Below are 24,630 nucleotides of genomic sequence, written 5' to 3' on the forward strand. Positions count from 1 at the left end.
AGGCGGGGGAACGCGGGAGCGCCGCCGGAAGGGCGCCATGGGAGGGAGCGAGGGGGCGCTCCCGAAAAGGGGGAAGGCCAACCCCTCCGGCGGGCTCCGCGAGGTGAGGCTTAAGCGGTCCGGCGCTGACGGCGGCGCAGGCCCGGCACTCCCATCAGGCCCAGGAGGGCCAGCCAGGACGCATCCGGCGCGGTGCTGCAGCCGCCGCCCGCGAAGGCGCGCGAGCCCACCACCGTCCAGGTGTACTCCGCGGGGGTCTCATCCCGGTTGCCGCTGCCGTCCACCGCGCGCACTTCCAGGACATGGTCCCCGGTGCCGACGGTGTAGCGGTCCTGGCAGGGGCCCCACGCGCCACCGTCGAGGCGGCACTCGAACGTCGAGCCCGCTTCCGTGGAGTCGTACTCGAAGTCCGCCGTGTGGTTGGAGGAGGAGGACGGCGGCCCCTTCACGATGGAGGTGTCCGGAGCCTCGGTGTCCGGGCCCGGGCCCTGGGTGTTCACGGTGAAGGGCACCGCGGTCGACGCGGGGCTGGCGCTGCTCCCGGGCGTCTGGGCCGTGGCCGTCACGGAGTGCGCACCGTCCGGAAGCGCCGTCGTGGGCGTGCAGCTCCAGTTGCCGCTCGCGTCCACGGTGGCGGTGCAGAGCACGGTGGTGCCCTCGCGCACCGTCACCGTGGCGCCCGGCGTGCCGGTGCCGGTGATGGCGGGCGTGCCGGTGTTCACCGTGGAGTTCGCCACCGGGCCGGTGATGACCGGAGCGGGCGTCACCGGGGCCTGGGTGTTCACGGTGAAGGGGACGGTGGTGGACGGGAAGCTGGTGGCGCTCCCGGGCGACTGCGCGGTGGCCGTCACGGAGTGCGGACCTTCCGCCAGCGGCGTCGTGGGCGTGCAGGTCCAGTTGCCGTTCGCATCCACGGTGGCGGTGCAGACCACGGTGGTGCCCTCGCGCACCGTCACCGTGGCGCCCGGCTCGCCGGTGCCGGTGATGGGAGGCGTGCGGGTGGTCACCGTGGAGTTCGCCGCCGGGCCGGTGATGACCGGCGTGGGCGTCACGGTGCCGGGGTCCTGGGCCACGCACTTCTGGGTGGACGGGTCGCAGAACCCCTCGCAGACGTTGGACGCGTTGCAGGTCTGGCCCACCTCCAGCAGGCAGCGCGGCGAGCAGGTGTCACCGCCCACCAGGTTGCCGTCGTCGCACACCTCCGTGCCCGCGCGGATGCCGTCGCCGCACGTGGTGCCGCAGGCGCTGGGCGCACCGTTGCAGCTGTAGCCCGGCTCCACGGCGCAGGTGGTGCTGCAGCCGTCGCCGTTGACGGCGTTGGCGTCGTCACACTGCTCACCGGCGTCCAGCGCGCCGTTGCCGCAGGTCTTGAAGCACGTGTTGCCGGGCGCGGGGCAGCTGTAGCCCGGCTCCACGGCGCAGGTGGCGTTGCAGCCGTCGCCCACCGCGGTGTTGCCGTCGTCACACGCCTCGGCACCCGCGCGGAGGCCGTCGCCGCAGACGGTGACACAGGCGCTGGGCGCGCCGGAGCAGCTGTAGCCCGGCTCCACGCGGCAGCCGTTGGAGCAGCCGTCGTTGGAGTTGTCGTTGCCGTCGTCGCACGTCTCGTTCGCGTCCAGCGCCCCGTTGCCGCACGTCTGGGCGCACACGGAGGGGCCCGTGCTCGGCGTGGAGCAGGCGTAGCCGTCCTCGACGCGGCACTCGGTGGCGCAGCCGTCGCCGGACGTCAGGTTGCCGTCGTCGCACAGCTCGCCCGGGTCGACGGTGCCGTTGCCGCACGTCTTCGCGCAGGGCTGGCCCGGCGTGGCGCAGGAGTAGCCCAGCTCCAGGGTGCAGGCGTTGGAGCAGCCGTCGCCCAGGGCCGTGTTGCCGTCGTCGCACAGCTCGCCGGCGTTGAGCACGCCGTTGCCGCACAGCGGGGCGCAGACGGACGGGGCGCCGGAGCAGGTGTAGCCCGTCTCGATGCGGCACGCCGCGGAGCAGCCGTCGGAGCTGAACACGTTGCCGTCGTCGCACTGCTCACCCGCGTTGATGGCACCGTTGCCGCAGGTGGCCGTGCAGGCCTGGCCCGGCGTGGGGCAGGCGTAGCCGCTCTCCACGCGGCAGCTGGCGTTGCAGCCGTCGTTCGCGGCGGTGTTGCCGTCGTCGCACTGCTCGCCGGGGTTCAGGTTGCCGTTGCCGCACGTCCTGGCGCAGGCGCTGGGCGCGCCGGTGCAGCCGTAGCCGGGCTCGATGCCGCAGGTGGCGTTGCAGCCATCGCCCGCCGTGGTGTTGCCGTCGTCGCACTCCTCGCGCGGGGAGATGGCGCCGTCACCGCAGCGGTCGTCGTACGCGTCCACGAAGAGGTAGCGGAAGGCGTTTGGCTCGTTGCCGTCGTTCTCGTTGCACAGCTCGATGCGGTTGAGGCCTGGACGCCAGGCCGCGTTGGTGCCGAACTCGCGGAAGATGTTCTTCTGCCAGGGCTGGCCCGCGGGCTGGCTCACGATGACGGGCGTGATGGCCACGCCGTTCACTCTCGCGCCGTCGAACTGGTTGTCGTTGAACGTCGCCAAGCGCAGGCGGAACTGGCTGACCTTCGTCGTCGAGGGGAGGAGGAAGTCCTGGTACACGCACGTCTGGGCGCCCTGGGCCGCCATGAATCGAGCGGTCTGCATCTCCACGGGCCAGTCGTTCGCGTCGCGAGTACCGGTGGCCGCGCCGGTGGTGGTGCCGGCGTAGAACCAGTGCGGATCCACCCCGCCCGTGGGCAGGCGGCGGTTCTGCGCGTCGACGCCGGTGTTGAACACCGCCACGCCCGCGCGCACGCAGCGGCTGGGGGTGCCCGCGCAGGCGAAGCCGGGCTCCACCTCGCACTGCCGACTGCACCCGTCGCCCTCGAAGCGGTTGCCGTCGTCGCAGATCTCCTGCGCGTAGGACGGGTACTGCTGGTTGTTGAAGACGCCGTTGCCACACAGCGACAGGTCACAGGTGGCCGTACAGCCGTTGCCGGCCGTGCCGCCGTTGTCACACAGCTCGCCGGTGTTCACCGCGCCGTTGCCGCACAGGCTGGCCAGCGAGCACGCGTTGCCGGGCACGTTGCACAGGTAGCCCGCCTCCACGGTGCCGGTGGACGAACAGCCGTCGCCGCTCGCCGTGTTGCCGTCGTCACACTGCTCGCCGGGCTGGATCCGGCCATCTCCCACGAGCGACGAGGACTGGCTCGTGAGGACGGGCTGCGTGGTGGGGTCGGCCGACTCGCAGCCGGCCAGGAGGAACAGCGAACACAGGGCCAGCGCGTGGAAGCCCGCGCGCAGGGCCATGCGGGGTGACTCTCCCCGGAAGATGGCACTCATCTGGTTCATGAACATGAAAGGTCTGCCTTACGGCTTCTGGGTGTCGGGGGAAGAGGAGGAGGCCGGCGTCGTCTGCACGCCCTCGGCCTCTCCGACGATCTTGAACTCGACGCGGCGGTTCTTCGCGCGGCCGTCCGCCTTCGCGTTGTCCGCGATGGGCTGCGTGGGCCCGAAGCCCTTCGCCTCCAACCGCTCGCGCTGCACGCCCTTGCTCACGAGGTAGTCCACCACCGCCTCGGCGCGCCGCTGGGACAGGTCCAGGTTGTACGTGGCCTTGCCGGTGTTGTCGGTGTGGCCCTCCACGCGGACCTTCTCGATGTCCGGGTGGGACACGAGGATGGCCGCGACCTTGTCCAGCACCGCGTTGCTGCGCTTCTGGATGACGGCCTTGTTGTTCTCGAAGAACACGGCCTCCATGATCCGGATGCTGTTGCTGCCGGTGTCGATGCGCGCGACGGGCGCCTCCTTGCAGCCGCCGTTGGACTCGGTGCCCGGTTCGTCGGGGCAGTTGTCCAGGCGGTCCACGATGCCGTCACCGTCGCGGTCCGGCTCCACGTCCGGGCAGCCGTCCTGGTCCTTGTAGCGGTTGAACGTCTCCGGCTCCTTGGGGCACGCGTCCTTGGAGTCCACGATGCCGTCCCCGTCGGAGTCGGGGTCGTCCGGGCAGCCGTCCTCGTCCTGGAAGCCGTTCTTGTTCTCCGCCTGCGCGGGGCACTTGTCCGCCAGGTTGGGGATGCCGTCCTGGTCGTCGTCCTTGTCCGGGCAGCCCTGGAGCTGCGCCAGGCCCGCCGTCGTGGGGCACTGGTCGTCGCGGTTCTTCACGCCGTCGCCGTCGGAGTCCAGGTCGGGACACTCGGCGGCCACGTGGGGCTGGCCCGCGATACAGACGGGGCCCTTGGGCGCGGGCGGCGTGCCAAAGGACACACCGGCGAGAATGCGGAAGCGCGGCGTGCCCGGCGTCTGGCCAAAGCCCGGGCCGCCCATGACGTACACCTCGGTGCCGTCAGCGGTGGGGACGCGCAGGCCCAGCAGCGCCTCCAGCGAGCTGGGCGAGTCCTGCGTAGGCACGGTGCCGCGCACGAGGATTTCCTCGCGCAGGCCCCAGAGGCCGGCGGACAGGTTCACGCCGCCGTTGAGCTCCACGCCCATCTCGTCCTGGTACGGCTGCGTCTGCGGCGTCAGCGCGTACGTCTTCGTGCGCACGAGCGCGCCCACGTCCGCGCCCACGCGGAAGGTGCCGCCCAGTTGCTTGCCCAAGCCCAGGCGGGGGGAGAAGGTGAAGCCCTCGTCGCGGGTGAGGGCGGCCTTGTTGCCCAGGGGCAGCGCCGCGCCCAGGTGCAGGCCGAGGTCCAGGGGTCCGCCCCGGTTCTCGGAGAGGAAGCCCACGCGGGCCTGGAGCCACGGGGTGCCGAGCGCGCTGGTGGTGGGACGGGACACGCCGAGCTGGGCGGTCTCCGGGCCCCACTGGGAGACGATGGGCAGCTGGGCGCCCACCTCCAACCAGTTCGTGAAGGAGTACGCGGCGCTGATGTGCGCCGTCACGCGGTTGGAGATGACGTCCGCCTGGCGGTCGCCGTCCTCCACGAGGACGAGGGGACGGTTCTCGTAGTGCGCGGTCAGCCCGACGCGGAACTGCCCCGCGGGGAGCAGGTCGCCGGTGGACAGCACGAGGCTGTCGCGCATGCCGGGGTTGAGCTGCAGGCGCTCCAGTTCGATGCCCGGGATGGTGCTCTGGGCCTGGGCGCTGCTGAAGGCGCAGAGGACGGCCAGTCCTCCGAGCCCAAGGTGATGCCTTCGTGCGAACAAGCGTTCCTCCACATGTACTCGCGGGCACTAGGGATGCCCGCGCCCCCTCACTGGGGGTGCGCGGACATTTGCACGCGAGGGGCCAGGATGTGTTGGAAGAACGACTTTCAGTAAAGGCGCGGGGATGCGAGCCGGACCCGGGCCGGGCCCGGCGGCTGACGCGTCAGGGCAGGACGCGGACACGGCGCTGACGCGTCAGGGGCGGACGCGGGCCTACAGGTGGAAGTGGCCGGCGGCCTCCGGCTGGTAGGGCACGGCGATGATGCGCAGGCGCCGGGTGCGGCCGTTGGGGAGGGGCCACTCCACGGTCTGGCCCACGGACAGGCCGATGAGGGCACTGCCCACGGGGGCGAGGATGGAGATGCGGCCCTCGTCGCTGTTGGCGTCCTTGGGATAGACGAGGGTCACCTCGCGCGTCTCGCCGGCCGCTTCGTCCTCGAAGACGACGGTGCTGTTCATGGTGACGACGTCGCGGGGGATGGCGGTGGAGGCCGTGACGGTGGCGCGGGCGAGCTCGGACTCCAGCTGCTCCACGAGCTCCGCGTTGCGGGCGTTGCCGTACTGTTCGACGACGCGCTCCAGGCGCTGGAGGTCGGTGTCGGTGACGATGAGGGGGTGGTCGTGGGTCATGGCGATGGCCTCCTGCGTGGGAAGGGGAATGACGGTGGAACGCATTCCCGGAAGGCGGGAGCGCGTGACGTGGGGGTTCAGCGGGGGTGGAGCGGACGCCGTCCGTCGTGAGCTACGCGAGACGGGCGGCGTGGGTGACAAGCCAGGCGGTGGCTCGGCCATGCGCGGGCAGCGTCCGGCGGACGGACGTCCGTCGCGGAGCACGCTGCAGGCAGGCTGTGAGCGAAACCGTCATCTGACGAGGAACCCGGGGGCTGCGACTGCGGTGAAGTGCTGAATGTAGCCGTGCCGTCGGTGATTGCAACCGCCCCCCGGAGAACAAGCGGCCTGGCGAACAGCCGCCGTGACGCACGCAGGCGCGGAATCAGCCCAGCGGGGACACGTCCTTGAACTGGACCCCGGTGGCGCCAATGGCTTCCAGCGCGAGCTTGATGTCCTCGGGAATGACGAGGACCACTTCCCAGTGGAGGGGCCGGAAGACCCGGGCACTGCCAAGGCGTGTGGTGTCGATGCGCATGCCCCAGACGGAGATGTAGGTTCCGACCTTCTCCGCGATCCCGTTTCGGCGCGTCCAGTACCGCGCTTCCTCCGAGGCCTCGTCGTCGATGCAGTTCACCCGGCGGATGGCGTTCAGGATGAAGAAGTCATCGGACTGTCCCTCAATGCTCACGGGGAAGAGCTGGATGTCGTTCGGAGCCAGCCGCTCGAAGATAGAGGCAACCCGCGAGGTGACCACCGGAGTGCCGAACGCCGCGTGGGAGTAATCGAGAGCGTTGCCTGGGATGTCGATGGGGATGTGCAAGCGCCCTTCCCACGAGCTCGGCCGGCCTATCCGGAACTGCCAGGAGTCCTCCAGGTCCCGCCCCTGGTCGTCCTGTGGATGCCCCAGCTCCCAGCGGCCCTCCACGTACACGTCGTCAGCGAGGTCGAAATATCGCAAGGACATGGGTCGAGTTCCTGCACTCACTCTGTGCGGGTCACCAGCTTGTTGAGGAAGCTGCCCTTCTGGAGGATTTCATCCGCCAGGTCGCGTAGCGCGTCAATCAACGATACTCGGCATTGCTCGAGGGTCTTGCAGGTCGCCGTTGCCTGATCAAGCCGTCGATAAACCCTTTCATGATACTCGCGAGGATGTGGGCCGCGATGGCCGGGAACGTCCACCTGATTCTCCGGGTCGTTCAGTGACATCCCAGCCTTGTCGAAGATCCTCTGGTAGCGCGGGGTCCACGGGCCTCCGTTCGCGGTGGACGTGCTGAACTTGTCGGACGCGATGTGGTGCCTCGGTCCCGGCACGTCCACGGGTCCACCGGTCGTCACCGCACCCGGCGCAAGGCTGATCAGGATGTCACCCGTCGCGGACACGGCCACGGACCGCACCTGCGCGACCGCTCCCAGCCGGAAGCCTCCTTGTGCCACGCCCACGAGTGACGCCTGCGCCGAACCGGGCAGCGTGGGCACCTTCGCGGCCAGTGTCTCCGCGGTGCTGCCCAGTGCCGCCGTGGCCAGCATGACGAAGGCCCGCGCGGCGTTCTCTCCCATCACCCTGCCGTACTGCTCACCCGCGTCCCGGACTTCGTCAAAGGTCCTGGCGTCCGCCACCGCATCCGCGAGCAGCATCCATCCGTGGATGAGGCTCCACACCGTGTCGACACCCAGGTAGGCGATGAGTGCCGCCGTCAGGGTGGCGGCAACCCCCTTGGACACCGGCTCCGGCAACAGCCACAAGCCCAGGTACAGGGCGCTGGTCGTGACGATCATCGAGAGCACCGCCTCGCGATCCGTCATCCCGCGCAGCGCGCTCTCCGTTTCGTCCCACACCGAGTCCAACGCGATGGAGAAGGCCAGCGTGCGCTTGCCGTCCTCGTCCAGCGTGGCTCCTCGCTCCAGCAGGTGGAGGCAGTCACCAGAGAGCGCCTTGCGCTTGCACCACCGGCCATACGCCGCTGTCAGCTCCTCAGCGGGAGTATCGGTGAGCCGGAGATGTCCACGTCCTGGCTGCTGCACGGAGATGAGCCCCAGGCGTCCACGCACGTGGGCGTAGGGCACAGGCGCGGTGCGCACGAGGCTCGCGATCGCGGACACGAAGGTGTCTTCATCCAGCGCCACGGGCTGGACGTCCCGCTGTGGCGTGTGGACGCGGGTGGGTCCCCGGCCCGTGTCGAGCCGCACGGCCCGCGACGCCGCGCAGCCGGTCCCGACGAGCAGCAGCCACGCGATGACGACGGCGAGAGGGATACCCGGAATGTGGAGCCGTGGCATGGGCGTGAAGCCTACCCGGAGCCCCCTCCCCCTCCGTCCCAACTCAGCCGCGCACGGCGGCCAGCGCGGCGTCGGTCTCCGCCACCAGGGCCCTCACCAGGTCCGCCGCGGAACCCTCTCGCGACAGCCCGATACCCTGCCCTGCCCACAGGGCCATGAAGCGCGTGTCGTTCTGCTTCGACGCCGCGGCCCTCAGCGTGCGCGTGGCCCCGTGCTGCTGCGGGAACGGCATGATGGCTCCGGCCTCCTCCAGCGTGGTCGTCAGCTCGTTCGGAATCGCGCGGGCAGGACGGCCGGAGAAGGCGCGCGTGATGCGCGACGACTCATCCCGGGCCTCGCGCAGCAACGCCTTGTGCGCCGCCGCCGCGCTGGACTCCTGGCACCGCAGGAACGCCGTGCCCAGCTGCACGGCCGCCGCGCCCAGCATCCGCGCCGCCGCGATGCCGCGTCCGTCCATGATGCCGCCGCTGGCGATGACCGGCACCCGCACCGCATCCACCATCTGGGGCACGAGCGCCATCGTCCCCACCATGCCGCCATCGAACGACCCACCGAACGAGCCCCTGTGTCCGCCGGCCTCCGAGCCCTGCGCCACAATCGCATCCACGCCCGCGGCCTCCAGCGCCCGGGCCTCGCGCACGTTCGTCGCCGTGCCCACGACGAGGATGCCGCGCGACCGGAACGTCTCCAGCACCGGCGCGGGTGGAAGGCCGAAGGTGAAGCTGAACACCGTGGGCACCGCTTCGAGCACCGCCTCCACCTGCTTCGCGAAGTCCGGCATCGCGGCCGCCGGAATCACGGGAGGAGGCAGCCCCAGCGCCGCGTGGAAGCGCTCGAGGATGGCGAGCGTGGGCCCCGGGTCCGCAGGAGCCACCGCGGGCTGTGGCGCGAAGAGGTTGATGGCATACGGCCGCGACGTGAGGGAGCGCACCGCGCGGGCCTGCTGGACGATGTCCTCCGGCTGCACGTAGGCGGCGCCCAGCGAACCCAGCCCTCCGGCCTCCGATACCGCCGCGACCAGCTCCGGTGGCGTCAGACCGCCCGCCATCGGAGCCTGGATGAGCGGATGCTCCACCCCGAGCCGCTCCGCGAACCTGCGCCACGCCTGCGGATCCATCATGGCCACCCCTCCGGCGCTAGGTCCCGTACTTGCCCGTATCCAGGTAGGTACCGAGGGGACCGGTGGACGGCCGGCGCGAGTACCACCAGTTCGTGCCAGAGGGCTTCCTGAATTGCGACAGGGCCTTTCCGCCATCGTCCTGCGTCGCGGCCCGGAACTGTTCGTCGGATGCCGAGACCAGCCGCTTCAGCACGTCCGCGGAGGCCGGGGGACACTTCTCCATGACGACCTCCAGCGCATCCCGGTGCGTCAGCGCGTAGATGAAGTCATCGATGCCGCCCCGGTAGTCCCCAGCGGTCTCCGCGACCCGCTGCCACCGCAACAGCAGCTGCTCGACGGGCCAGCCGGGCCCCGTCCACACCGAGGTCCGCATGAACTCGGTCATCGTCTTGAGAACTTCCAACTCCGCTTCGGAACACCGGGGCAGGTTCGTCATGAGTTCACCAGCACTGCAAGAGCGTCAGGCTTCTGGACATCCAACAGCGTCTCTCGTCACACGTCATTCGCAGTCGTAATCCGGCGCGGGCGCCCCGGCTTCCAATACGACCGGCGCAGGGCCTCCGGCCTTCGCCAGGGCCTCTCCACAATCCAGCGCCGCGTCCTTCGCCAGGTGCCGGTACAGCACACACGACGCGCGCTCCACGAAGAACGCCTGCCTCGGCCAGTCCGGCCCACGCGAGGCCAGGATGGCCACCGCATACCGCCCTCCGTCCGGCAGCGTCACCAGCCCCACTTCATTGAGCACGTTGTAGCGCGCGTCATCGCCACAGCAGCCCGGCGGCAGCCACCCGCCCTTGTGCTGGAGGGACGCGCGGGCGCTCGCGGGCAGGCGCGTTCCCAGCCAACCGCCGCAGCCGTCCCGGGGCGTCAGCTCCATCCACTTCAGCAGCCGCGCCGTGGGCTCCGGCTCCAACAGCTCCCGCCGCTCCAGCCGCGCCAGGAAGGACACCATGTCGTCCGCGCAGAAGTAGTTGTCCCGCCCCATCACGCGCGGAGAGTTCGTCGCCCAGCGCTCCCGGCCGTAGTTCCACTTCGTCAGCGCCGTGTGCTTCAGCCCCCGCTTCTGGAGATAGACATTGATGGCATCCGGCCCTCCCACCAGGTCGATGACCTCTCCGGACGCCTCGTTGTCCGACGTGCGGAACACCTTCTCCGCGAGCGGCGTCACCGCCGCCAGGTCCCGCTGCTCCAGCGCCGCCGCCACCCAGAACACCTTCGCGGAGCTGGCGGAGATGTGCGGCTCCGTGCCGGAGACGCTCGCCGTCTCGCCCGTGCGCAGGTCCATCACCGCCAGCGACAGGTCCGTCCCGGGGGACAGGCGCGCGGCCTCGCTCGCCAGCGATTCCACCACGGCCTTCAGGGACTCCCGGGGCACGGGCGCGTCCTGCGTCGTCGCGCAACCGCCCGTCGCCACGAGCCCTGCCCAGAGCAGCGCTGTCCGCATCCGTGACTCCCTTCAGTGAATCAGCCGGTACACCTGCTCCAGCATCAGCGCCGTCACCAGCCCGCAGTACGTGCCCAGCACGTACCCCAGCACCGCGAGCAGCACGCCCACCGGCGCGAGCGCGGGATGGAAGGCCGCCGCCACCACCGACGCGGAGGCCGTCCCGCCCACGTTCGCCTGAGAGCCCACCGCCGCGAAGAACACCGGCGCCTTCAGCCAGCGCCGCGCGCCCATCGTCACCGCCGCGTGGATGCACATCCACACCGCCCCCACCGCCACCAGCGCGGGCGCGTCCCACAACCGACGGAACTCCGCCTGCGCGCCAATCGTCGCCACCAGCAGGTACAGGAACAGCGAGCCCAGGCGGCTCGCCCCCGCGCCCTCCAGCCTGCGCACCGGCGTGAACGACAGCACCACGCCCACCGTCGTCACCAGCAACACCACCCACGTGAAGCCCGTCACCACGTTGCCCAGGTCCGGCAGCCGCTTCGCCAGCGCCGTGCACGCCACCGTCACGCCGAACGCCACCGCCAGCATCGACAATAAATCCGACAGGCTCGCGGGCCGGGCGGAGGCGGCCTGGAGCCGCGCGGACTCCTCACGCACCCGGTCCAGCGCCGCGCGGTCCGCGCCAATCTTCGCGTCCATCGCCTTCTCGCGGCCGGCGAAGGACAACAGCACCGCCGTCCACACGTTGGACACGCCCACGTCCACCACCACCAGCATGCTCAACGTGCTGTCCAGCGCGCCCACGCTCTGGCCAATCGCCACGAAGTTCGCGCTGCCGCCAATCCACGACCCGCTGAGCGCCGCCAATCCCTTCCACGCCTGGTCCCCCAGCTCCGCCGGCACCAGCCACCCCAGCGCCAGATACGCGAGCGGCCCGCCCACCATGATGCCCAGCGTGCCCGCCAGGAACACGCCCACCGCGTTGCGCCCCAGCCTCGCGATGGCGGGCAGGTCCACCGACAGCACCAGCAGCACCAGGCTCGCGGGCAGCAGGTACACGCGCGTGAAGCGGTACAGCTCCGACTGCGTGGGGATGACGCCCGTGTTCGACAGCAGCGTGGGCACGAAGTACGCGAACACCAGCAGCGGCACGACGTTGAAGAAGCGCTCCACCGCCGGGTAGCGCTGCAGGGCATACAGCCCCGCCAGCACCGCCAGCAGCACGGCGAGCACCGCCATCGGGTCCTGGATGAGCGGTGGTGTCACCGGGGCTCCACGCCCAGGCCCGCGCCCGCTCCCAACTGGATGCGGCCCTGCACCACCGGGTGCGCGCGGTACGGGTCTTGCGCGAGCAGCAGGTTGCCGTCCAGGTCCACCCAGTCCACCAGCGGCGCCAGGTGCGCGCCCGCCGCGATGCCCAGGCCCGTCTCCACCATGCAGCCCAGCATCACCTTCAGGCCGCACGCGCGCGCCGTCTCGATGATGCGCAGCGCTTCGCGGATGCCGCCGCTCTTCTGGAGCTTCACGTTGATGCCGTGGAAGCCCTCCGCCAGCTTCGGCACGTCCGACGCCTTCGTCAGCGACTCGTCCGCCACCAGCGGCAGCGGCGAGCGCGCGCGCAGCCACTTCGCGCCCTCCACGTCCGCCGCGGGCAGCGGCTGCTCCACCAGCTCCACGCCCTGCGTGGACAGCCACTGGATGTGCGCCAGCGCCTCGTCCGGCTTCCAGGCCTCGTTCGCGTCCACGCGGATGGTCTGCGACGTGAGCGACCGCACCGTGCCGAACACCTCCTGCACGCGGTCCGCGCCCAGCTTCACCTTGAGCACCGGGAAGTCCGCCGCCTCGCGCACCTTCACCGCGAGCGTCTCCGGCACGTCGATGCCAATGGACATGGACGTCACCGGCTGGCGCGTGGGGTCCACGCCCAGCATCCGGTACAGCGGCACGCCCATCACCTTGCCCGCCCAGTCGTGCAGCGCCAGGTCCACCGCCGCCTTCGCCGCGGGGTTGTCCGGCAGCGCCGCGTCCACGGCGGCGGACACGTCGCGGAAGCAGCGCAGGTCGCGGCCCTCCAGCACCGGGGCCAGCTTGTGGAGCGCGGCCTCCACCGTCTCCCACGACTCGCCGTAGCGCACGTTGGGGGCGGCCTCGCCAAAGCCCACGTGCCCGCCGGAGCGCACCTCCACGAACACGTTGCGCTTCACCGTGCTCGTGCCCCGGGCAATGGTCCAGGCGTGACGCAGCGGCAGTTCCACGGTGCGAAAGCTCAACGGCGAGGCCATGGGCGGACTCCCTCCAGGGCTCCACCCTTAACACGGCACTCCCTGCAAACGCCGCTTCCGTTGCCTTCCAGGGCCGGAAGAGGCAAGCCTCCGCACCATGCGTCTCCTGCCCCTCCTCGCCGTGTTGTTCGCGCTGGGTCCAAGCCACGCCGCGTCATCCCGTCCCGCGCCGAAGGACGAGCTGCGGGCGCTGCTCGCGGAGCTCGTCGCCGCGGACACGTCCAACCCGCCCGGCAACGAGACGGCCGCGGCCCGGGTGGCGGCGAAGTGGCTGCGCGAGGCGGGCATCGAGTCGGAGCTCATCGAGCCCTCGCCCGGGCGCGGCAACCTCCTGGTGCGCTTGAAGGGCAGCGGCAAGGGCAGGCCGGTGCTCGTGCTCGCGCACCTGGACACGGTGCCGGCCGTGAAGGCCGAGTGGGCCACCGACCCGTGGACGCTCACGGAGAAGGACGGCCTGCTCTACGGGCGCGGCGTGCAGGACAACAAGGGCATGGCGGCGGCGAGCATCCTCGCGCTGCGCCGGCTGAAGCAGGAGGGCGGCGCGCGCTCTCGCGACATCCTGCTGTACCTGGGGGCGGACGAAGAGGTGGGCTCGGGGCAGGGGTTGGACTGGATGATGGAGCACCGCCCGGAACTCAAGGAGGCGGAGTTCGCGCTCAACGAGGGCGGCCTCACGGAGCTGTCGCCGGACCGCAAGGAGGTGCGCTTCGTGGCGCTCCAGGCCGCGGAGCGCGTGTCGCGCAACGTGACGCTCAAGGCGACGGGCCCCGGTGGCCACTCGTCCGCGCCGCCCGTGGACGCGGGGCCGCTGGTGCGCGTGGCCGCGGCCGTGGCGCGCGTGGGCGCCCTCACCTTCCCCGCGCACCTGACGCCCGCCGCGAAGCTCCACGTGCAGGGCCGGGCGCCGACGGCTCCAGGTGAGCTGGGCGAAGCGCTGCGCCGCATCGCCGCCGCGCCGGACGCGCCGCCAGAGGACGCGGTGACCGCCGTGGCGAAGCTGGACCCCGCGCTGGGCGCCGTGCTGCGCACCACCTGCGTGCCCACGGTGTTCAAGGCGGGCACGAAGTCCAACGTGATTCCCGCGACCGCCGAGGCCACCGTGAACTGCCGCCTGCTGCCGGACGCGGACGCGAAGGCCGTGCGCGAGCGCATCGTCGCGGCGGTGAACGACAAGGACATCGAGGTGGAGATGGACGTGTCACCGCCGGACTCGCCCATGTCGCCCGTGGGGGACAACGCGATGTTCCGCGCGGTGAAGGCCGCCGCGGCGAAGGTGTGGCCCAGGGCGCCGGTGATTCCCCGCATGTCCACCGGCACCACCGAGTCCGCCACGCTGCGCCGCGCGGGCATCCACGCGTATGGCATCGACCTCTTCGCGCTGACGCCAGACGACGCGCGCACCGCGCACGCGCCCAACGAGCGAGTCCCGGTGGCGTCGCTCCAGCCCGGCGCGGAGTTCGTCTATCTGACCCTGAAGCACCTGACGCGCTGACGCACCGGCACCCCCTCCTCCAGGGCCCAGGCGCCGCGCCCGCGCCCCTATTCTTCCGGAACCGGTGAGACTGCGTCACGCAGGCGCGCGGACGTCCCAGGCGCCTTGCGCGTGAGCGCTTCGATGCGGTGGATGACCGACGCGCGCATCTGGCTCGAGACCGTCCGATGCTCGAGCATGTCCGACATCCACAACCCGTCGATGGCCAGACGGCAGAGCGTGAGCTCCGGCGACTCCTGCTCCTGGGGGCTGAGCTGCGCCTCCCGCGCCTCGTCCCAGATGGAGCTCCAGAGCTCCCGGACCTCCGGGTCGAAGAGCATGAGCCCGATGAGCGAGCGCATGACGTGGGCCTCTCCGTCATCCGCGGGAGCGTTGACCGTCACCCGGAGGTACGCGCGCGTCCCCCGGCCGTTGGGGTCCGGATCCTTCGCCATCTCGTCGGCGACGGCCGCGGCGAAGCGTTGGGTCGCGTCGTCGAACAGCGCATCGAGCAGGATGGGCTTGGTCTGGAAATGCTCCAGCAGGTCCGCCTTCAGGACGCCTGCTCGCCTGGCGATGGCGTCGAGTGTCACCGCCTGAAGCCCTTGCGCCAGGATGAGGTCCGCCGCCGCCCGAAGAAGCTGCTCGCGCGTCACTCCCGGCTGATTCTTCCTCCGCTCGGTCATTTGCTTTCCCTCTCGCAACCGGAACGCCGCTGCCTGTCGCTCCCATCCAATCACGATTGACGTTGGACGGGCGGTGTCGTGAGAGGGCCCGGGCGGTATTCCTGAAGCCAGACCTTCTCGAAGCCCCAGGTGAAGAGCATCCAGTGGGAGGTGTGCCCATGGAATCCTTCAGCCTGGATGGGACGGGTGACGGTGATGATGCGCGTGCCAGGGGTGCACGTGCGCAGGTGGGCGACGAGCCGAGCCTTCGTCTCCGGGGTGAATGCCACCCAATTACAGAAGATGTGCGTCGCGTCCGCCAGGGGTTCACGGGTCATGTCACCCACGGTGAAGGTGATGCCCGCGGGACCCAGCCACGGGGTCACGCGCGCCACATGGTCCGCGAGCAGCTCCACGCCATGCGCGCTGGCGCCCCACCACCGCGCCGCGAGCAGCACGCGCCCCCGCCCCGCGCCCAGGTCCACCACCCGGCTGCTCCGCCCCACGCCCGCCTTCTTGAGGAACGCCAGCGCCGTCACCAGCGGAGTCTCGCCGTACATCAGCTCGCGGAACGACTGGCCCGTGGTCTGGAGCGCCCGCGCCATCTCGAAGGTGCGCCGCGCGCTGTAGGGCGTGCGCAGGATGCGCTGCCACCACAGTCCCAGGTACGGCTTCAGCAGCCGGGGGCGCGGCAGCAGCAGCAGCAGGTCGGTGACGCGCAGCACGACGGCGATGACGATGCCCTGCAGCTGCAATGACAGCCGCTCGAGGAACGGCATCTCGAACGGGTCCTCCGCGTCGGCGCGGCGAGGCGGGAGCTCGGGAGGCGGCGAGGGGTCCGTCATGCCGCGCGGAGGCTTGCCGGATTCCCGGCCCCACGCAATGCCTCGCGTCTGGCGGGAACGCGCCTGCCTCCCGTCCGGACGCGCCGGGGAGCCCTTCGCGCCGGGCCTCCACGCAATCCCCTTGAATTCAAAGGGTTCCGGCTTTCGCGGGGTGTTGGTGCGCACCGTGCAGAGGCATCCCGGCACCGTGGAACGCTCCCACCGTCGTGGGAGGAATGGGATGCCACGCAGTGAGGAACGCCCATGTGCACCGACTTCCTGATCACCGGCAATGACACCCGCGCCGCTTCCGGGCCCATCGCCGTCAATGGCCGCAGCATGGAGTTCGGGCTCGACCTGAACTCCCAGCTGATGGTCCACGCCACGGGCGAGTCCTTCCAGTCCATGGGCCCCGGCGGCAAGCCGGGCCTGGCGTGGACGTCGAAGTATGGCTTCGTGGGCCTCACCGCCCTCACGGACAAGGTCATCGTGGACGGCCTCAACACGCAGGGCCTGTCCGTGGGCGCGCTGTGGCTGCCGGGCTCGGCGTATCCGGGCGTGAGCCAGCCCTCGCAGGCCCTGGCGCTGGTGGACTTCGTGAGCTGGGCGCTGGGCACGTGCGGCAGCGTGCCGGACGTCCAGAGCGCGCTGGCCAGCGTGCAGGTCTGGGAGGGCGACCTGATGGCGAAGCTGCTCCCGCTGCACTTCCCCATCCACGACGCCAAGGGCAACAGCATCGTGGTGGAGTTCACCGGTGGGCAGCTCCACGTCTACGACAACCCCGTGGGCGTCTGCACCAACGACCCGCCGTTCCCCCAGCAGCTGCAGAACCTGGGCGGCTACGCGAACCTCACGCCCTGGGACGCGAAGCCCACGGAGCTGGGCTCCGGCTCCTTCGCGCCCGCCGGCCACGGCAGCGGCATGCGCGGCCTGCCCGGGGACTCGACGCCGCCCGCCCGCTTCGTGCGCGCCGCGTACCTCAAGCAGTACTCGCAGCCGCTCATCACGGCGGCGGACGCCACCACGCTCGCCTTCCACCTGCTCAACACGGTGGACATCCCGGCGGGCACCAGCCGCTCCACGAACAAGGAGGGCAAGGACGCGCTGGACTACACGCAGTGGGCCGTCGTGAAGGACCTGGTCGCCCAGACGCTGTCGGTGCGCTTCTACGCCAACCCCTGCGTGTACTCGGTGAACCTCAAGACGCTGGACTTCAGCGGCGCGGCCGGGAAGCCCTTCCCCGTGCCGGCCACCCCCACCAGCATCGACCTCACCTCGAAGCTGTCGAGCTAGCGCGTCACAGGAGCTTCTTCGCCGCCTTGGCCAGGGCCCTGTCGTCGGCCACGGTGGGGAGCTCCAGCAGGCGCGCGGCCACGACCTTGCCCACCGCGGGGTGCACGGCCGCGACCTTGAGGTACGCCTCCGCGCGCGTGCGCAGGTCCACGTGTCCACTGGACCTGAGCACGCGCTCGAGCAGCTCCTTCGCCAGGATGGGCGGGTCGAAGGCCTCGAAGAGGCCGCGCAGCGCCTGCCGCTCCAGCACCTCCGGACGCGTCTCCGCCAGGTTCAGCGCGGGCCGCAGCAGGGCCAGCCCCAGCGTGCGCATGGCCTCCGCCACGACGCCGGGCTTCCACCCGTCCGCGAACGCCAGCAGCAGGGCCTCCGCGCCGCGCACGTCGCCCAGCATGCCCAGCGCGTACACGGCGTGCTTCGCCTCCGTGTCGTCGTGGCCGCGGCCCTGCACCATGTCCACGAACCGGTCGAGCACGTCCGCGTCCCCCATCCGGGCCAGCGCCTCGGCCGCCTCGCGCCGCACCTCGCGCGCCGGGTCCGAGTGCAGCACCTGGCGCAGCACGGGCATCGCCACGGTGCCCAGGTCCGCCAGCATGGCCACCGCCGCCCCGCGCGCGTCCTTCGTCGTCTCCGACAGCGCGGCCTGCATCAGCGGCACCGCCTTGTCCTTGCGGCGCCGCGCCAGCTCCGCCACGGCCTTCTCCCCTGTCTCCCGGGCCTGCACGTCCTCCAGCGTCTCCCGGGCGAACAGGCGCAGGCCCATGTCGTGCCCCGCGCGCGTCAGCGCGTCCAGCTCGCGCCGGGCCTGCACGCCGCCCATCGCGCCCAGCACGCGGATGGCGGTGCGGCGCACCATGCGGCTGTGGCGCTCGTTCAGCGCGCCCCGCACGACCCCCAGCGCCTCCTCACCGCGCGCCGCCACCGCGCGAGCCACGAAGGCGCTCGCCGAGCCGTCGCTCCACGCCGGGTAGAGCTCCCGCATCAGCGCGTCCGGCCCCAGGCCCGCGTAGTAGCGCGCCGCGTGCGCCGCCGCCTCGTAGCGCGTCAGCTCCCCGCGCGCCCGGCGCACCATCGCCTCGCCCGGGCTCAGCACCGCTTCCGGGCGGTGCACGTGGATGCTCGGGTGCGTGGGCACGGACTCCAGTCCGGCCATGTCCACCTGCACCGCGCCTGCAAGCCGCACCAGCGCGATGCCCAGCACCTGGTAGACCTTGATGAAGTCATCCAGCCGCTCGGCGGCGTCCGCCCGCTGCGCCAGCGCCTCCAGCAGCGCGCCCGGCTTCTCCAGCCCCAGCTCCTTCAGCCGGGACACCAGCGGCTCCACCGTCCGCGGCCCCAGCGCCGCCAGGCCGCTGGCGAAGGCATCCGCCAATTCGTCGCGCACCTCCGCGAGCGCGATGGCCGCCCGCGACGCACCCGCCGCCCGCGCCGCGTCCGCCCACCCGCTGCGGGGCAGCGCGCTCGGCGTCGCGGGGGCCCGGACACGGTTGCGCCGCCGGGGCGCCACGGGCGCGTCCGAGGCGCGCGCCAGCGGACGCAGGTCCAGCCCTTCCGGCGTCCGCACCACGACTGCGGAGGGGAACAACGTCGGCAGCGCCGCCTCCAGGCCCACGTCCCCCAGCACCGCCAGGAGCTTCGCGTCCTCCAGCGCGCTGGCCAGCGGCTCCTCCAGCGACGGGTCCGCGGGCAGGAAGAGGCCGCGCCCCGTGCCGTCCACGAATTGCGAGCGGGCCCCGCTGGCGAGCAGCGTCTCCACCCGCACGGACACCGGCAGCAGGTCCGGCGCGAACACGTCCTTGCGGTGCTCCTGGAAGGCCGTCATCACCGCGCTCACGTCCGGCAGCGCCACCTCCACCAGCCGCTCCAGCGCCGCCCGGTCCACCGACGGCGCGTCCTTCCACGACTCCAGGTCCAGCCGGTGCGGGGCGAAGCCCGGGTACTGCCCGCCGTGCGCACCCTGGAGCACGGCGCCCGCGTGGCTGTTCTTCGGCGCCACCGTCTTGAGGCTGGCGGGGAGGATCTGCTTCTCGCTGTAGTGCCCGCCCGACCCCAGGTCCACGAAGCGGCTCTCGCGGACCATGAACCGGTCCGGCGTCACCCTGGAGGAGAACGCGTACTCCACCAGCCGGAGCCCCTCCACGGGCGCGCGGTCCTTCTTCGTCCACGTCTTGCCGATGAGCTCCTCGACGTGGCGGGGCTCCAGCGCCTCACCGCCCAGGTGCTTCTCCACCTTGCGCGCGGTGAGCAGCATGTCCGCCACCAGGTCCGCGTACACCGGCGCCTCGAAGGTGCCCGTGCGGGCCGCCGCCGCGTCCAGCAGGCCCGCCAGCTCCACCGCCCGTGCGGCCAGCCGCCGCAGGCCGTTGGCCCGGAGCGCCTCGCCCAGCGCGCGCACCTGCTCCGGCCGCTCGGCGCCCAGCGACGCCACGCCGGACAGGCCCAGCTCGCGCACCAGCGTGGACACCTGCGCCACGCCGGCCTTCATCAGGTCGCCGGTCTCCGCCTTGCCCTTCTTCACGCTCTTCCTGGCGCCGCCCGAGCCGGCCGGAGCCACCGGGGCCGACTCCGCCGTCACGAAGGCCTGCGGCGCCCGGGCCCACGCCACCAGCAGCGCCGCCGCGTGCTTGCAGAAGGGGCGCGAGCGCGCCGCCATGCACGAGCACCGCCCCTTCACGTCCGAGCGCGCCTCGCCGAACACCAGCGAGACCTTGTACGGCGTCGCCCCGGAGCCCGACGCGTCCGCGAAGAGCCGGTTCTCGTAGCGCGACAGATTGCTGAGCTGCTTGCCGTCGAACAGCTCCGCGCCCTTCGCCAGCTCCGCCTTGTCGCTGATGATCTCCGTCATTCCGCCCATCCCGATGACGGGCCGCACCTCAGCCATGACGCTCCCCCTTCTTGTCGTTGGACGCGAGCAGCGGCGCCAGGTCCTGGTTGCGCATCACGCGCTCCACCACGTCCACCAGCCTGCGGGGCGTGCACCCGAAGCACGGAATCCCCAGCGCGGTGAGCTGCTCCGCCATCGCGTGGTCGTATGACGGCCGGCCGCTGTCCGACAGCGCCAGCAGGCACAGCACCTTCGAGCGCGAGTCCACCAGTTGCCGCAGCCGGGCCACCAGCTCCTCCGCGTTGCCGCCCTCGTACAGGTCGGTGATGAGGATGAAGAGCGTCTTCTCCGGCCGGCGCACGTAGTGCTCCTGCGCGTAGGCCACCGCCCGGTTGATGTCCGTGCCGCCGCCCAGTTGCGCGGAGAAGAGCACCTCCACCGGATCCGCCAGCACGGGCGTCATGTCGACGATCTCCGTGTCGAACAGCACCAGGCTGGTCTTCAGCACGTCCAGCGACGCGAAGATGGCCGCCATCACGGAGCTGTACACCACGCTCTCCGCCATGGAGCCGGACTGGTCCACCACCAGCGTCACGTCCCACTCGTGGTGACGGCGCTGGTTGGGCCAGAAGTAGAAGCGCTCCGGGATGAGGCGCTTCCGCTCCGAGTCCCAGCCCTTCAGGTTGGAGCGGATGGTGCGGCGCCAGTCGATGTTGCGCGCGATGGGGATGGGGCTCGTCCGGTCGCGCCGGAGCGCGCCCAGCACCGCCGTGCGCAGCGGGGACTCCAGCTTCTTGCGCAGGTCCTCCACCACTTCGCGGATGATGGCGCGCGCGGTGTCCTTGGCCTGCTCCGGGATGAGCCCCCGGGCGCTCACCAGCGTCGTCACCAGCTCCAGGTTCTTGTCCAGGAAGGGCAGCGTCTCCGGCTCGAAGAGCAGCTGGGTGAGCCCCTTCTTCTCGATGGCGTCCTTCTGCACCAGCGCGATGACGTCGTCCTGGAAGAAGTCGCGCAGCGCGCCCAGCCACTTGGGCAGGTAGGGCTTGGAGCCGCCGCGCCCCGCGGAGCCCCCGCCGTAGACGAAGGAGAGCGCGTCATCCAGCCCCTCCAGGTCGTCGCCCTTCAGGTCCACCGTGTCCGCGCTGGCGCCCAGCGCGCTCAGGGAGGGACACGAGCCCGTCTTCTCCGCCTCCGGGCCCAGCGCCAGCCGCCAGCGCAGCAGCGCGTCGCGGTCCTTCGGGTCCAGGTCCTTGGGGTCCACGCTCATAGCAGGTCATCCAGGTCGTCGAGCGCCTTGCCCAGGTCCGCGCTCAGGTCCTTCAGCGTCGCCTTGTCCTTCTCCTCCAGCACCGCCTTCACCGCGCGGCCCTTGTCCTTCAACTGGCGCACGCCCATCACGTTCTCCATCAGGTAGCGGCGCTCCGTGGCCCCCAGCGCGCCCAGCGCCCGGCGCAGCACCGGCAGCGTCTGCCGGAAGCGCTCCGGCTCCACGCTGACGAGGAAGTCGTCCAGGGCCTTCACCACGTCGCGGCTCTTCACCAGCACCAGCGCGTTCACCTGGAGGAAGCCCTCCAGGTACGCCGCCGCGTCCGCGGGCTCCACCGCCTGCGACAGCCGCCGGCCCACCTCCAGCGCCACGTCCGCCTCCGCCAGCTCGCGCGCCAGGTACAGCAGGCCCGTGGCCAGCCCCGACGTGGCGGGGTGCACCGCGTGGCTCTCCATCACCCCGCGCGCCTCCACGAACCAGCCCGCCTTGTCCGCGCGCGGCTGGGACAGCGCCACCTCGTGCAGCGTGCGCAGCGCCTCCAGCACCGCGGGCACCGCCTCCGGAGCGCAGGCGCTGGCGTCGCGCACGCGCAGGAGCGCCCGGTTGAAGGTCTTCTCCCCCAGCGAGGCCACCGCCTCGTCGCCCACGTCCGAGTGCGCGCGCGAGGTGCCATAGGCCATCAGCCCCGACAGCGCCCGTGCCGCGGACGCGAGCGACGGCAGGTCCGCGTCCGTCGCCGCGTGCGCGTCACAGACCTTGAGCGCCTGGGCCACCGTCTGGGAGCAGCCGGTGATGACGGACTCCAGCAGCACGTCCGCCGCCTCGGCCGTCGTCCTCGCCTGGGTCAGCCGCTCCTGGAGCACGCGCGTCGTCACGGCCTCCAGCGAGTCGCCCAACACAATCTTCTCCACCAGCGCCACGTCCGTGGACGGCGTCCACTGCGCCTGCCACGCCTCGCGTACGCGGGTGAGCGCCGCGTAGCCGCCGGCCTCCGCCTCCCCGCCCTGCTTGCGCGACGAGCCCGTGCCGGACAGCGTGGCGTACGGGATGCCCGCCACGCGCAGCCGGTGGAGGAACACGGAGGAGCCCACCTCCACCGGGTTGTTGAGCCGCAGCGTGAACGTCTCCGGGCTGTCCGTGCGCGGCAGCCGCCGCTCGCCCACCTCACGCCAGAACTCCGCCTGGAGCGAGTTCTGCCCGATGCGGCTCGCCACCTGCCCCACTTCATGGCCGACGACGCTCTTCCACAGGAAGCCGTCCACGTGCGTCGCGTCCCCGCGGCACAGCGTGGCCACCGTCGCCTCCCGCAGCTCGTCCAGGCCCGGGGCGCTCTTCTCGCGCAGGTCCGACAGCGTCACCGCCAGCCGGTACGCCTCCAGCACGTCCGACAGCGACGCGGAGAAGCCGCGCATCCGCAGGTGCGCCGCGAAGTCCAGCAGCACCTCCAGCGTGGCCCGCCGGAAGTCGCAGTTCGCCTCGTGGGCCTTCTGGTAGAAGTGCGGCGCCCGGTTGCCCGCGCCGTATCCCAGTTGCTCCGCCAGCCGCGGGAAGCTGTACGGAATCACCGTCACCGCGCACGGCCCGGGCGCGGGCAGCTTCGCCTCCTCCTGGGGGTCCACGTCGCCCGCCAGGAACGCCGCGGTGTGCGCCGCGCCCGCGACGACGGCCACCTTCTCCGGCGCCACGCCGCCCGCCACCACCTCCAGCACCTTGCGCGCCATGAAGGCGTCGCGCTGGCGGTGGTAGGGCGACCGGGGCCCCGCGTTGACCACGTCCGCCCAGGCGATGAGCACCGGACGGAACTGCTCCGGGCTCCAGTCCGGCGCCTCGAAGGCCGCCTCCCAGAACTCCTCGAAGGAGCGGTGTCCCTGCGAGCGCGCGAACGCCTCCGTGAGCGGCACGGCCTCGTCGGGGACGGGCGTGCTCCCCTCCATGGACTCGGACTCCGACTCCACCCCCAGCGCGGGCGGCGCGCGGTCCACCGCGAGGCTGACGCCCACCGGGATGTCGATGAACTCCGCCCGCGCGCCGTTGGCCCGGGCCCACTTCAGCGCCTGGTACTCCGGCGAGTAGGCCGCGAAGGGCCACAGCGACGAGGACGGGGTGCCATCCGTGCGGTAGCCCAGGATGGCCACGGGCGGCCGGGTCTGCGCGTCGCACAGCACGTCCACCAGCCCGGTGGCGTCACAGGGTCCCTCCACCAGGACGACGGTGGGCTTCACCCGCTCCAGCCACTTCTGGAGCACCGCGGTGGTGCGCGGCGAGTGATGACGGACCGGGAAGTGCTGCACCCGGCGGAGCAGTTCCAGGTCCATCAGCCCCTCAAGAGCTTCTTGCTGGCGGTGTACAGCTCCTTCCACGGGCCCGTGCGGCCCTTGGCCACCGTCTCCATGTACTCGCGCAGGGCCTTCACGTCGTCCTCCTGCTCCTTCACCACCGCGCCCACCAGCGACGCCGCCAGCTCGTGCGACGTCACCGTCCCGGAGCCGAACTGCTGCGCGAGGATGGAGCTGTTGAACAGCACGCTGATGGCCTCCGCCGTGGACAGCACCGCTCCCGGCGTGCGCACCTTCGTCTTGCCGTCCTTCGTCACGCCCTTGCGCAGCTCATGGAAGAGCGTCAGCAGCACGCGCGACAGCTCCTCCGGCGGCGGCACGCCCACCTGGTAGTCCGTGCGCAGCTCCGCCTCGCGCTTGGTGACGATTTGAATCTCCTGCTCCAGGTCCTCCACCACCGGCACGGTGACGAAGTTGAAGCGGCGCTTGAGCGCGGCGCTCATCTCGTTGACGCCGCGGTCGCGCGTGTTCGCGGTGGCGATGAGGTTGAAGCCGCGCTGCGCGCTCGTGATCTCCCCCAGCTCCGGCACCGACACCTGCTTCTCCGACAGGATGGAGATGAGCGAGTCCTGAATCTCCGGCGACGTGCGCGTCACCTCTTCGAAGCGGGCGAACTTGCCCGTGCGCATGGCGCGCAGGATGGGCGACGGCACCAGCGCTTCCGGCGTGGGCCCCTGCGCGAGCAGCAGCGCGTAGTTCCACGAGTACTTGATGTGGTCCTCGCTGGTCCCCGCCGTGCCCTGCACGACGAGCGCGGACGTGCCGCTGATGGCCGCGGACAGGTGCTCCGACAGCCAGCTCTTCGCGGTGCCCGGCTCGCCCACGAGCATCAGCGCGCGGTCCGACGCGAGCGTCGCGATGCACACCTGGATGAGCCCCTTGTCGCCCACGTACTTGGGCGTGATGGCCACGCCGCCCACGGGTTTGGGGCTGCCCAGGATGTACGTCTCCACCGCGCGCGGCGACAGCGCCCAACCTGGTGGGCGGGGCTTGTCGTCATGCGCGGCGAGGGCGTCCAGCTCGTTCTTGTACTTCGCTTCGGCAGGCAGTCGGATGTCCGGCATGAGCTGCACGCTATCCACTCGGTCTGACATCCGGCAAACGTCCTGGCTGCCTTCCAGGTCGGCT

General features: G+C 71.4%; 18 protein-coding genes. 2 read left to right on the forward strand and 16 right to left on the reverse strand.

The genetic code is table 11. The annotated features are described in order from the left end of the window. Nucleotides 1-110: 110 nt before the first annotated feature. From JYK02_RS17660 to JYK02_RS17705, 10 genes are all read right to left on the reverse strand, one after another. Nucleotides 111-3,332, reverse strand: coding sequence for a DUF4215 domain-containing protein (locus JYK02_RS17660; RefSeq protein WP_431603497.1), 3,222 nt, complete (start codon nt 3,330-3,332; stop codon nt 111-113). A gap of 27 nt (nt 3,333-3,359) precedes the next feature. After that, on the reverse strand, nt 3,360-5,138 hold the full coding sequence (locus JYK02_RS17665) for an OmpA family protein (RefSeq protein WP_207052520.1): 1,779 nt from the start codon (nt 5,136-5,138) through the stop codon (nt 3,360-3,362). A gap of 213 nt (nt 5,139-5,351) precedes the next feature. Next, entirely contained in the window at nt 5,352-5,768 is a 417-nt protein-coding gene (gene rnk / locus JYK02_RS17670; RefSeq protein ID WP_207052522.1) for a nucleoside diphosphate kinase regulator, read from the reverse strand. A 364-nt stretch (nt 5,769-6,132) separates the two neighbouring features. Next, nucleotides 6,133-6,714 carry an imm11 family protein gene (locus JYK02_RS17675; RefSeq protein WP_207052524.1) on the reverse strand — a complete coding sequence of 194 codons (582 nt, stop codon included), beginning with the start codon at nt 6,712-6,714 and terminating at the stop codon, nt 6,133-6,135. Nucleotides 6,715-6,731: 17 nt separating this feature from the next. Then, nucleotides 6,732-8,027, reverse strand: coding sequence for an AHH domain-containing protein (locus tag JYK02_RS17680; RefSeq protein ID WP_207052525.1), 1,296 nt, complete (start codon nt 8,025-8,027; stop codon nt 6,732-6,734). Nucleotides 8,028-8,070: 43 nt separating this feature from the next. Further along, nucleotides 8,071-9,147 (reverse strand): NAD(P)H-dependent flavin oxidoreductase, encoded by a 1,077-nt coding sequence (locus tag JYK02_RS17685; RefSeq protein WP_207052527.1) that lies wholly within the window; start codon nt 9,145-9,147, stop codon nt 8,071-8,073. A 16-nt stretch (nt 9,148-9,163) separates the two neighbouring features. After that, complete coding sequence (locus tag JYK02_RS17690) at nt 9,164-9,583, reverse strand: hypothetical protein (protein WP_207052529.1); 420 nt, start codon at nt 9,581-9,583, stop codon at nt 9,164-9,166. A gap of 63 nt (nt 9,584-9,646) precedes the next feature. Then, complete coding sequence (locus JYK02_RS17695) at nt 9,647-10,591, reverse strand: serine hydrolase (protein ID WP_207052531.1); 945 nt, start codon at nt 10,589-10,591, stop codon at nt 9,647-9,649. 12 nt (nt 10,592-10,603) lie between these two features. Then, complete coding sequence (locus JYK02_RS17700; protein WP_347402517.1) at nt 10,604-11,806, reverse strand: DUF819 domain-containing protein; 1,203 nt, start codon at nt 11,804-11,806, stop codon at nt 10,604-10,606. Further along, entirely contained in the window at nt 11,803-12,822 is a 1,020-nt protein-coding gene (locus JYK02_RS17705) for a dipeptide epimerase (protein WP_207052533.1), read from the reverse strand. Before JYK02_RS17705 ends, JYK02_RS17700 begins: the two co-directional genes overlap by 4 nt. Nucleotides 12,823-12,919: 97 nt before the next feature. Here JYK02_RS17705 and JYK02_RS17710 point away from each other — a divergent pair, with 97 nt between their 5' ends. Further along, a complete protein-coding gene (locus JYK02_RS17710) occupies nt 12,920-14,314 on the forward strand; it encodes a M20/M25/M40 family metallo-hydrolase (protein ID WP_207052535.1) in 1,395 nt (464 codons plus the stop codon). A gap of 47 nt (nt 14,315-14,361) precedes the next feature. Here JYK02_RS17710 and JYK02_RS17715 read toward each other — a convergent pair whose 3' ends face one another. Further along, nucleotides 14,362-14,979, reverse strand: a complete 618-nt coding sequence (locus tag JYK02_RS17715; RefSeq protein ID WP_207052536.1) for a TetR/AcrR family transcriptional regulator — start codon at nt 14,977-14,979, stop codon at nt 14,362-14,364. Between the two features lie 50 nt (nt 14,980-15,029). Continuing rightward, nucleotides 15,030-15,803 carry a class I SAM-dependent methyltransferase gene (locus JYK02_RS17720; protein WP_242588788.1) on the reverse strand — a complete coding sequence of 258 codons (774 nt, stop codon included), beginning with the start codon at nt 15,801-15,803 and terminating at the stop codon, nt 15,030-15,032. Between the two features lie 243 nt (nt 15,804-16,046). On the opposite strand from JYK02_RS17720, the gene JYK02_RS17725 reads away from it, so the two are divergent. After that, nucleotides 16,047-17,075, forward strand: a complete 1,029-nt coding sequence (locus JYK02_RS17725; protein WP_207052538.1) for a linear amide C-N hydrolase — start codon at nt 16,047-16,049, stop codon at nt 17,073-17,075. A gap of 4 nt (nt 17,076-17,079) precedes the next feature. Here JYK02_RS17725 and JYK02_RS17730 read toward each other — a convergent pair whose 3' ends face one another. Genes JYK02_RS17730 through JYK02_RS17745 form a run of 4 tightly spaced genes read right to left on the reverse strand, consistent with a single transcriptional unit; the run spans nt 17,080 to nt 24,566 of the window. Continuing rightward, complete coding sequence (locus JYK02_RS17730; protein ID WP_207052540.1) at nt 17,080-19,956, reverse strand: HEAT repeat domain-containing protein; 2,877 nt, start codon at nt 19,954-19,956, stop codon at nt 17,080-17,082. Then, nucleotides 19,949-21,166: a VWA domain-containing protein gene (locus tag JYK02_RS17735; protein ID WP_207052541.1), complete on the reverse strand. Its 1,218-nt coding sequence runs from the start codon at nt 21,164-21,166 to the stop codon at nt 19,949-19,951. Before JYK02_RS17735 ends, JYK02_RS17730 begins: the two co-directional genes overlap by 8 nt. Further along, on the reverse strand, nt 21,163-23,481 hold the full coding sequence (locus JYK02_RS17740) for a DUF5682 family protein (protein ID WP_207052542.1): 2,319 nt from the start codon (nt 23,479-23,481) through the stop codon (nt 21,163-21,165). The genes JYK02_RS17735 and JYK02_RS17740 overlap by 4 nt, the downstream gene beginning before the upstream one ends. Next, the gene (locus tag JYK02_RS17745) at nt 23,481-24,566 is read right to left on the reverse strand and encodes an ATP-binding protein (RefSeq protein ID WP_207052543.1); all 1,086 of its coding nucleotides are present in this window, start codon (nt 24,564-24,566) and stop codon (nt 23,481-23,483) included. Before JYK02_RS17745 ends, JYK02_RS17740 begins: the two co-directional genes overlap by 1 nt. Nucleotides 24,567-24,630 lie beyond the last annotated feature (64 nt).

Origin of the sequence: Corallococcus macrosporus (genome assembly GCF_017302985.1) — a bacterium.
Classification (GTDB): Bacteria; Myxococcota; Myxococcia; order Myxococcales; family Myxococcaceae; genus Corallococcus; species Corallococcus macrosporus_A.

Coding starts and splice junctions, on each gene's coding strand:
- JYK02_RS17675 (WP_207052524.1), bottom strand. CDS start 6,714: ATGTCCTTGCGATATTTCGACCTCGCTGACGACGTGTACGTGGAGGGC.
- JYK02_RS17740 (WP_207052542.1), bottom strand. CDS start 23,481: ATGGACCTGGAACTGCTCCGCCGGGTGCAGCACTTCCCGGTCCGTCAT.
- JYK02_RS17685 (WP_207052527.1), bottom strand. CDS start 9,147: ATGATGGATCCGCAGGCGTGGCGCAGGTTCGCGGAGCGGCTCGGGGTG.
- JYK02_RS17720 (WP_242588788.1), bottom strand. CDS start 15,803: ATGACGGACCCCTCGCCGCCTCCCGAGCTCCCGCCTCGCCGCGCCGAC.
- rnk (WP_207052522.1), bottom strand. CDS start 5,768: ATGACCCACGACCACCCCCTCATCGTCACCGACACCGACCTCCAGCGC.
- JYK02_RS17695 (WP_207052531.1), bottom strand. CDS start 10,591: ATGCGGACAGCGCTGCTCTGGGCAGGGCTCGTGGCGACGGGCGGTTGC.
- JYK02_RS17730 (WP_207052540.1), bottom strand. CDS start 19,956: ATGGCTGAGGTGCGGCCCGTCATCGGGATGGGCGGAATGACGGAGATC.
- JYK02_RS17735 (WP_207052541.1), bottom strand. CDS start 21,166: ATGAGCGTGGACCCCAAGGACCTGGACCCGAAGGACCGCGACGCGCTG.
- JYK02_RS17690 (WP_207052529.1), bottom strand. CDS start 9,583: ATGACGAACCTGCCCCGGTGTTCCGAAGCGGAGTTGGAAGTTCTCAAG.
- JYK02_RS17745 (WP_207052543.1), bottom strand. CDS start 24,566: ATGCCGGACATCCGACTGCCTGCCGAAGCGAAGTACAAGAACGAGCTG.
- JYK02_RS17725 (WP_207052538.1), top strand. CDS start 16,047: ATGTGCACCGACTTCCTGATCACCGGCAATGACACCCGCGCCGCTTCC.
- JYK02_RS17715 (WP_207052536.1), bottom strand. CDS start 14,979: ATGACCGAGCGGAGGAAGAATCAGCCGGGAGTGACGCGCGAGCAGCTT.
- JYK02_RS17710 (WP_207052535.1), top strand. CDS start 12,920: ATGCGTCTCCTGCCCCTCCTCGCCGTGTTGTTCGCGCTGGGTCCAAGC.
- JYK02_RS17705 (WP_207052533.1), bottom strand. CDS start 12,822: ATGGCCTCGCCGTTGAGCTTTCGCACCGTGGAACTGCCGCTGCGTCAC.
- JYK02_RS17680 (WP_207052525.1), bottom strand. CDS start 8,027: ATGCCACGGCTCCACATTCCGGGTATCCCTCTCGCCGTCGTCATCGCG.
- JYK02_RS17660 (WP_431603497.1), bottom strand. CDS start 3,332: ATGAGTGCCATCTTCCGGGGAGAGTCACCCCGCATGGCCCTGCGCGCG.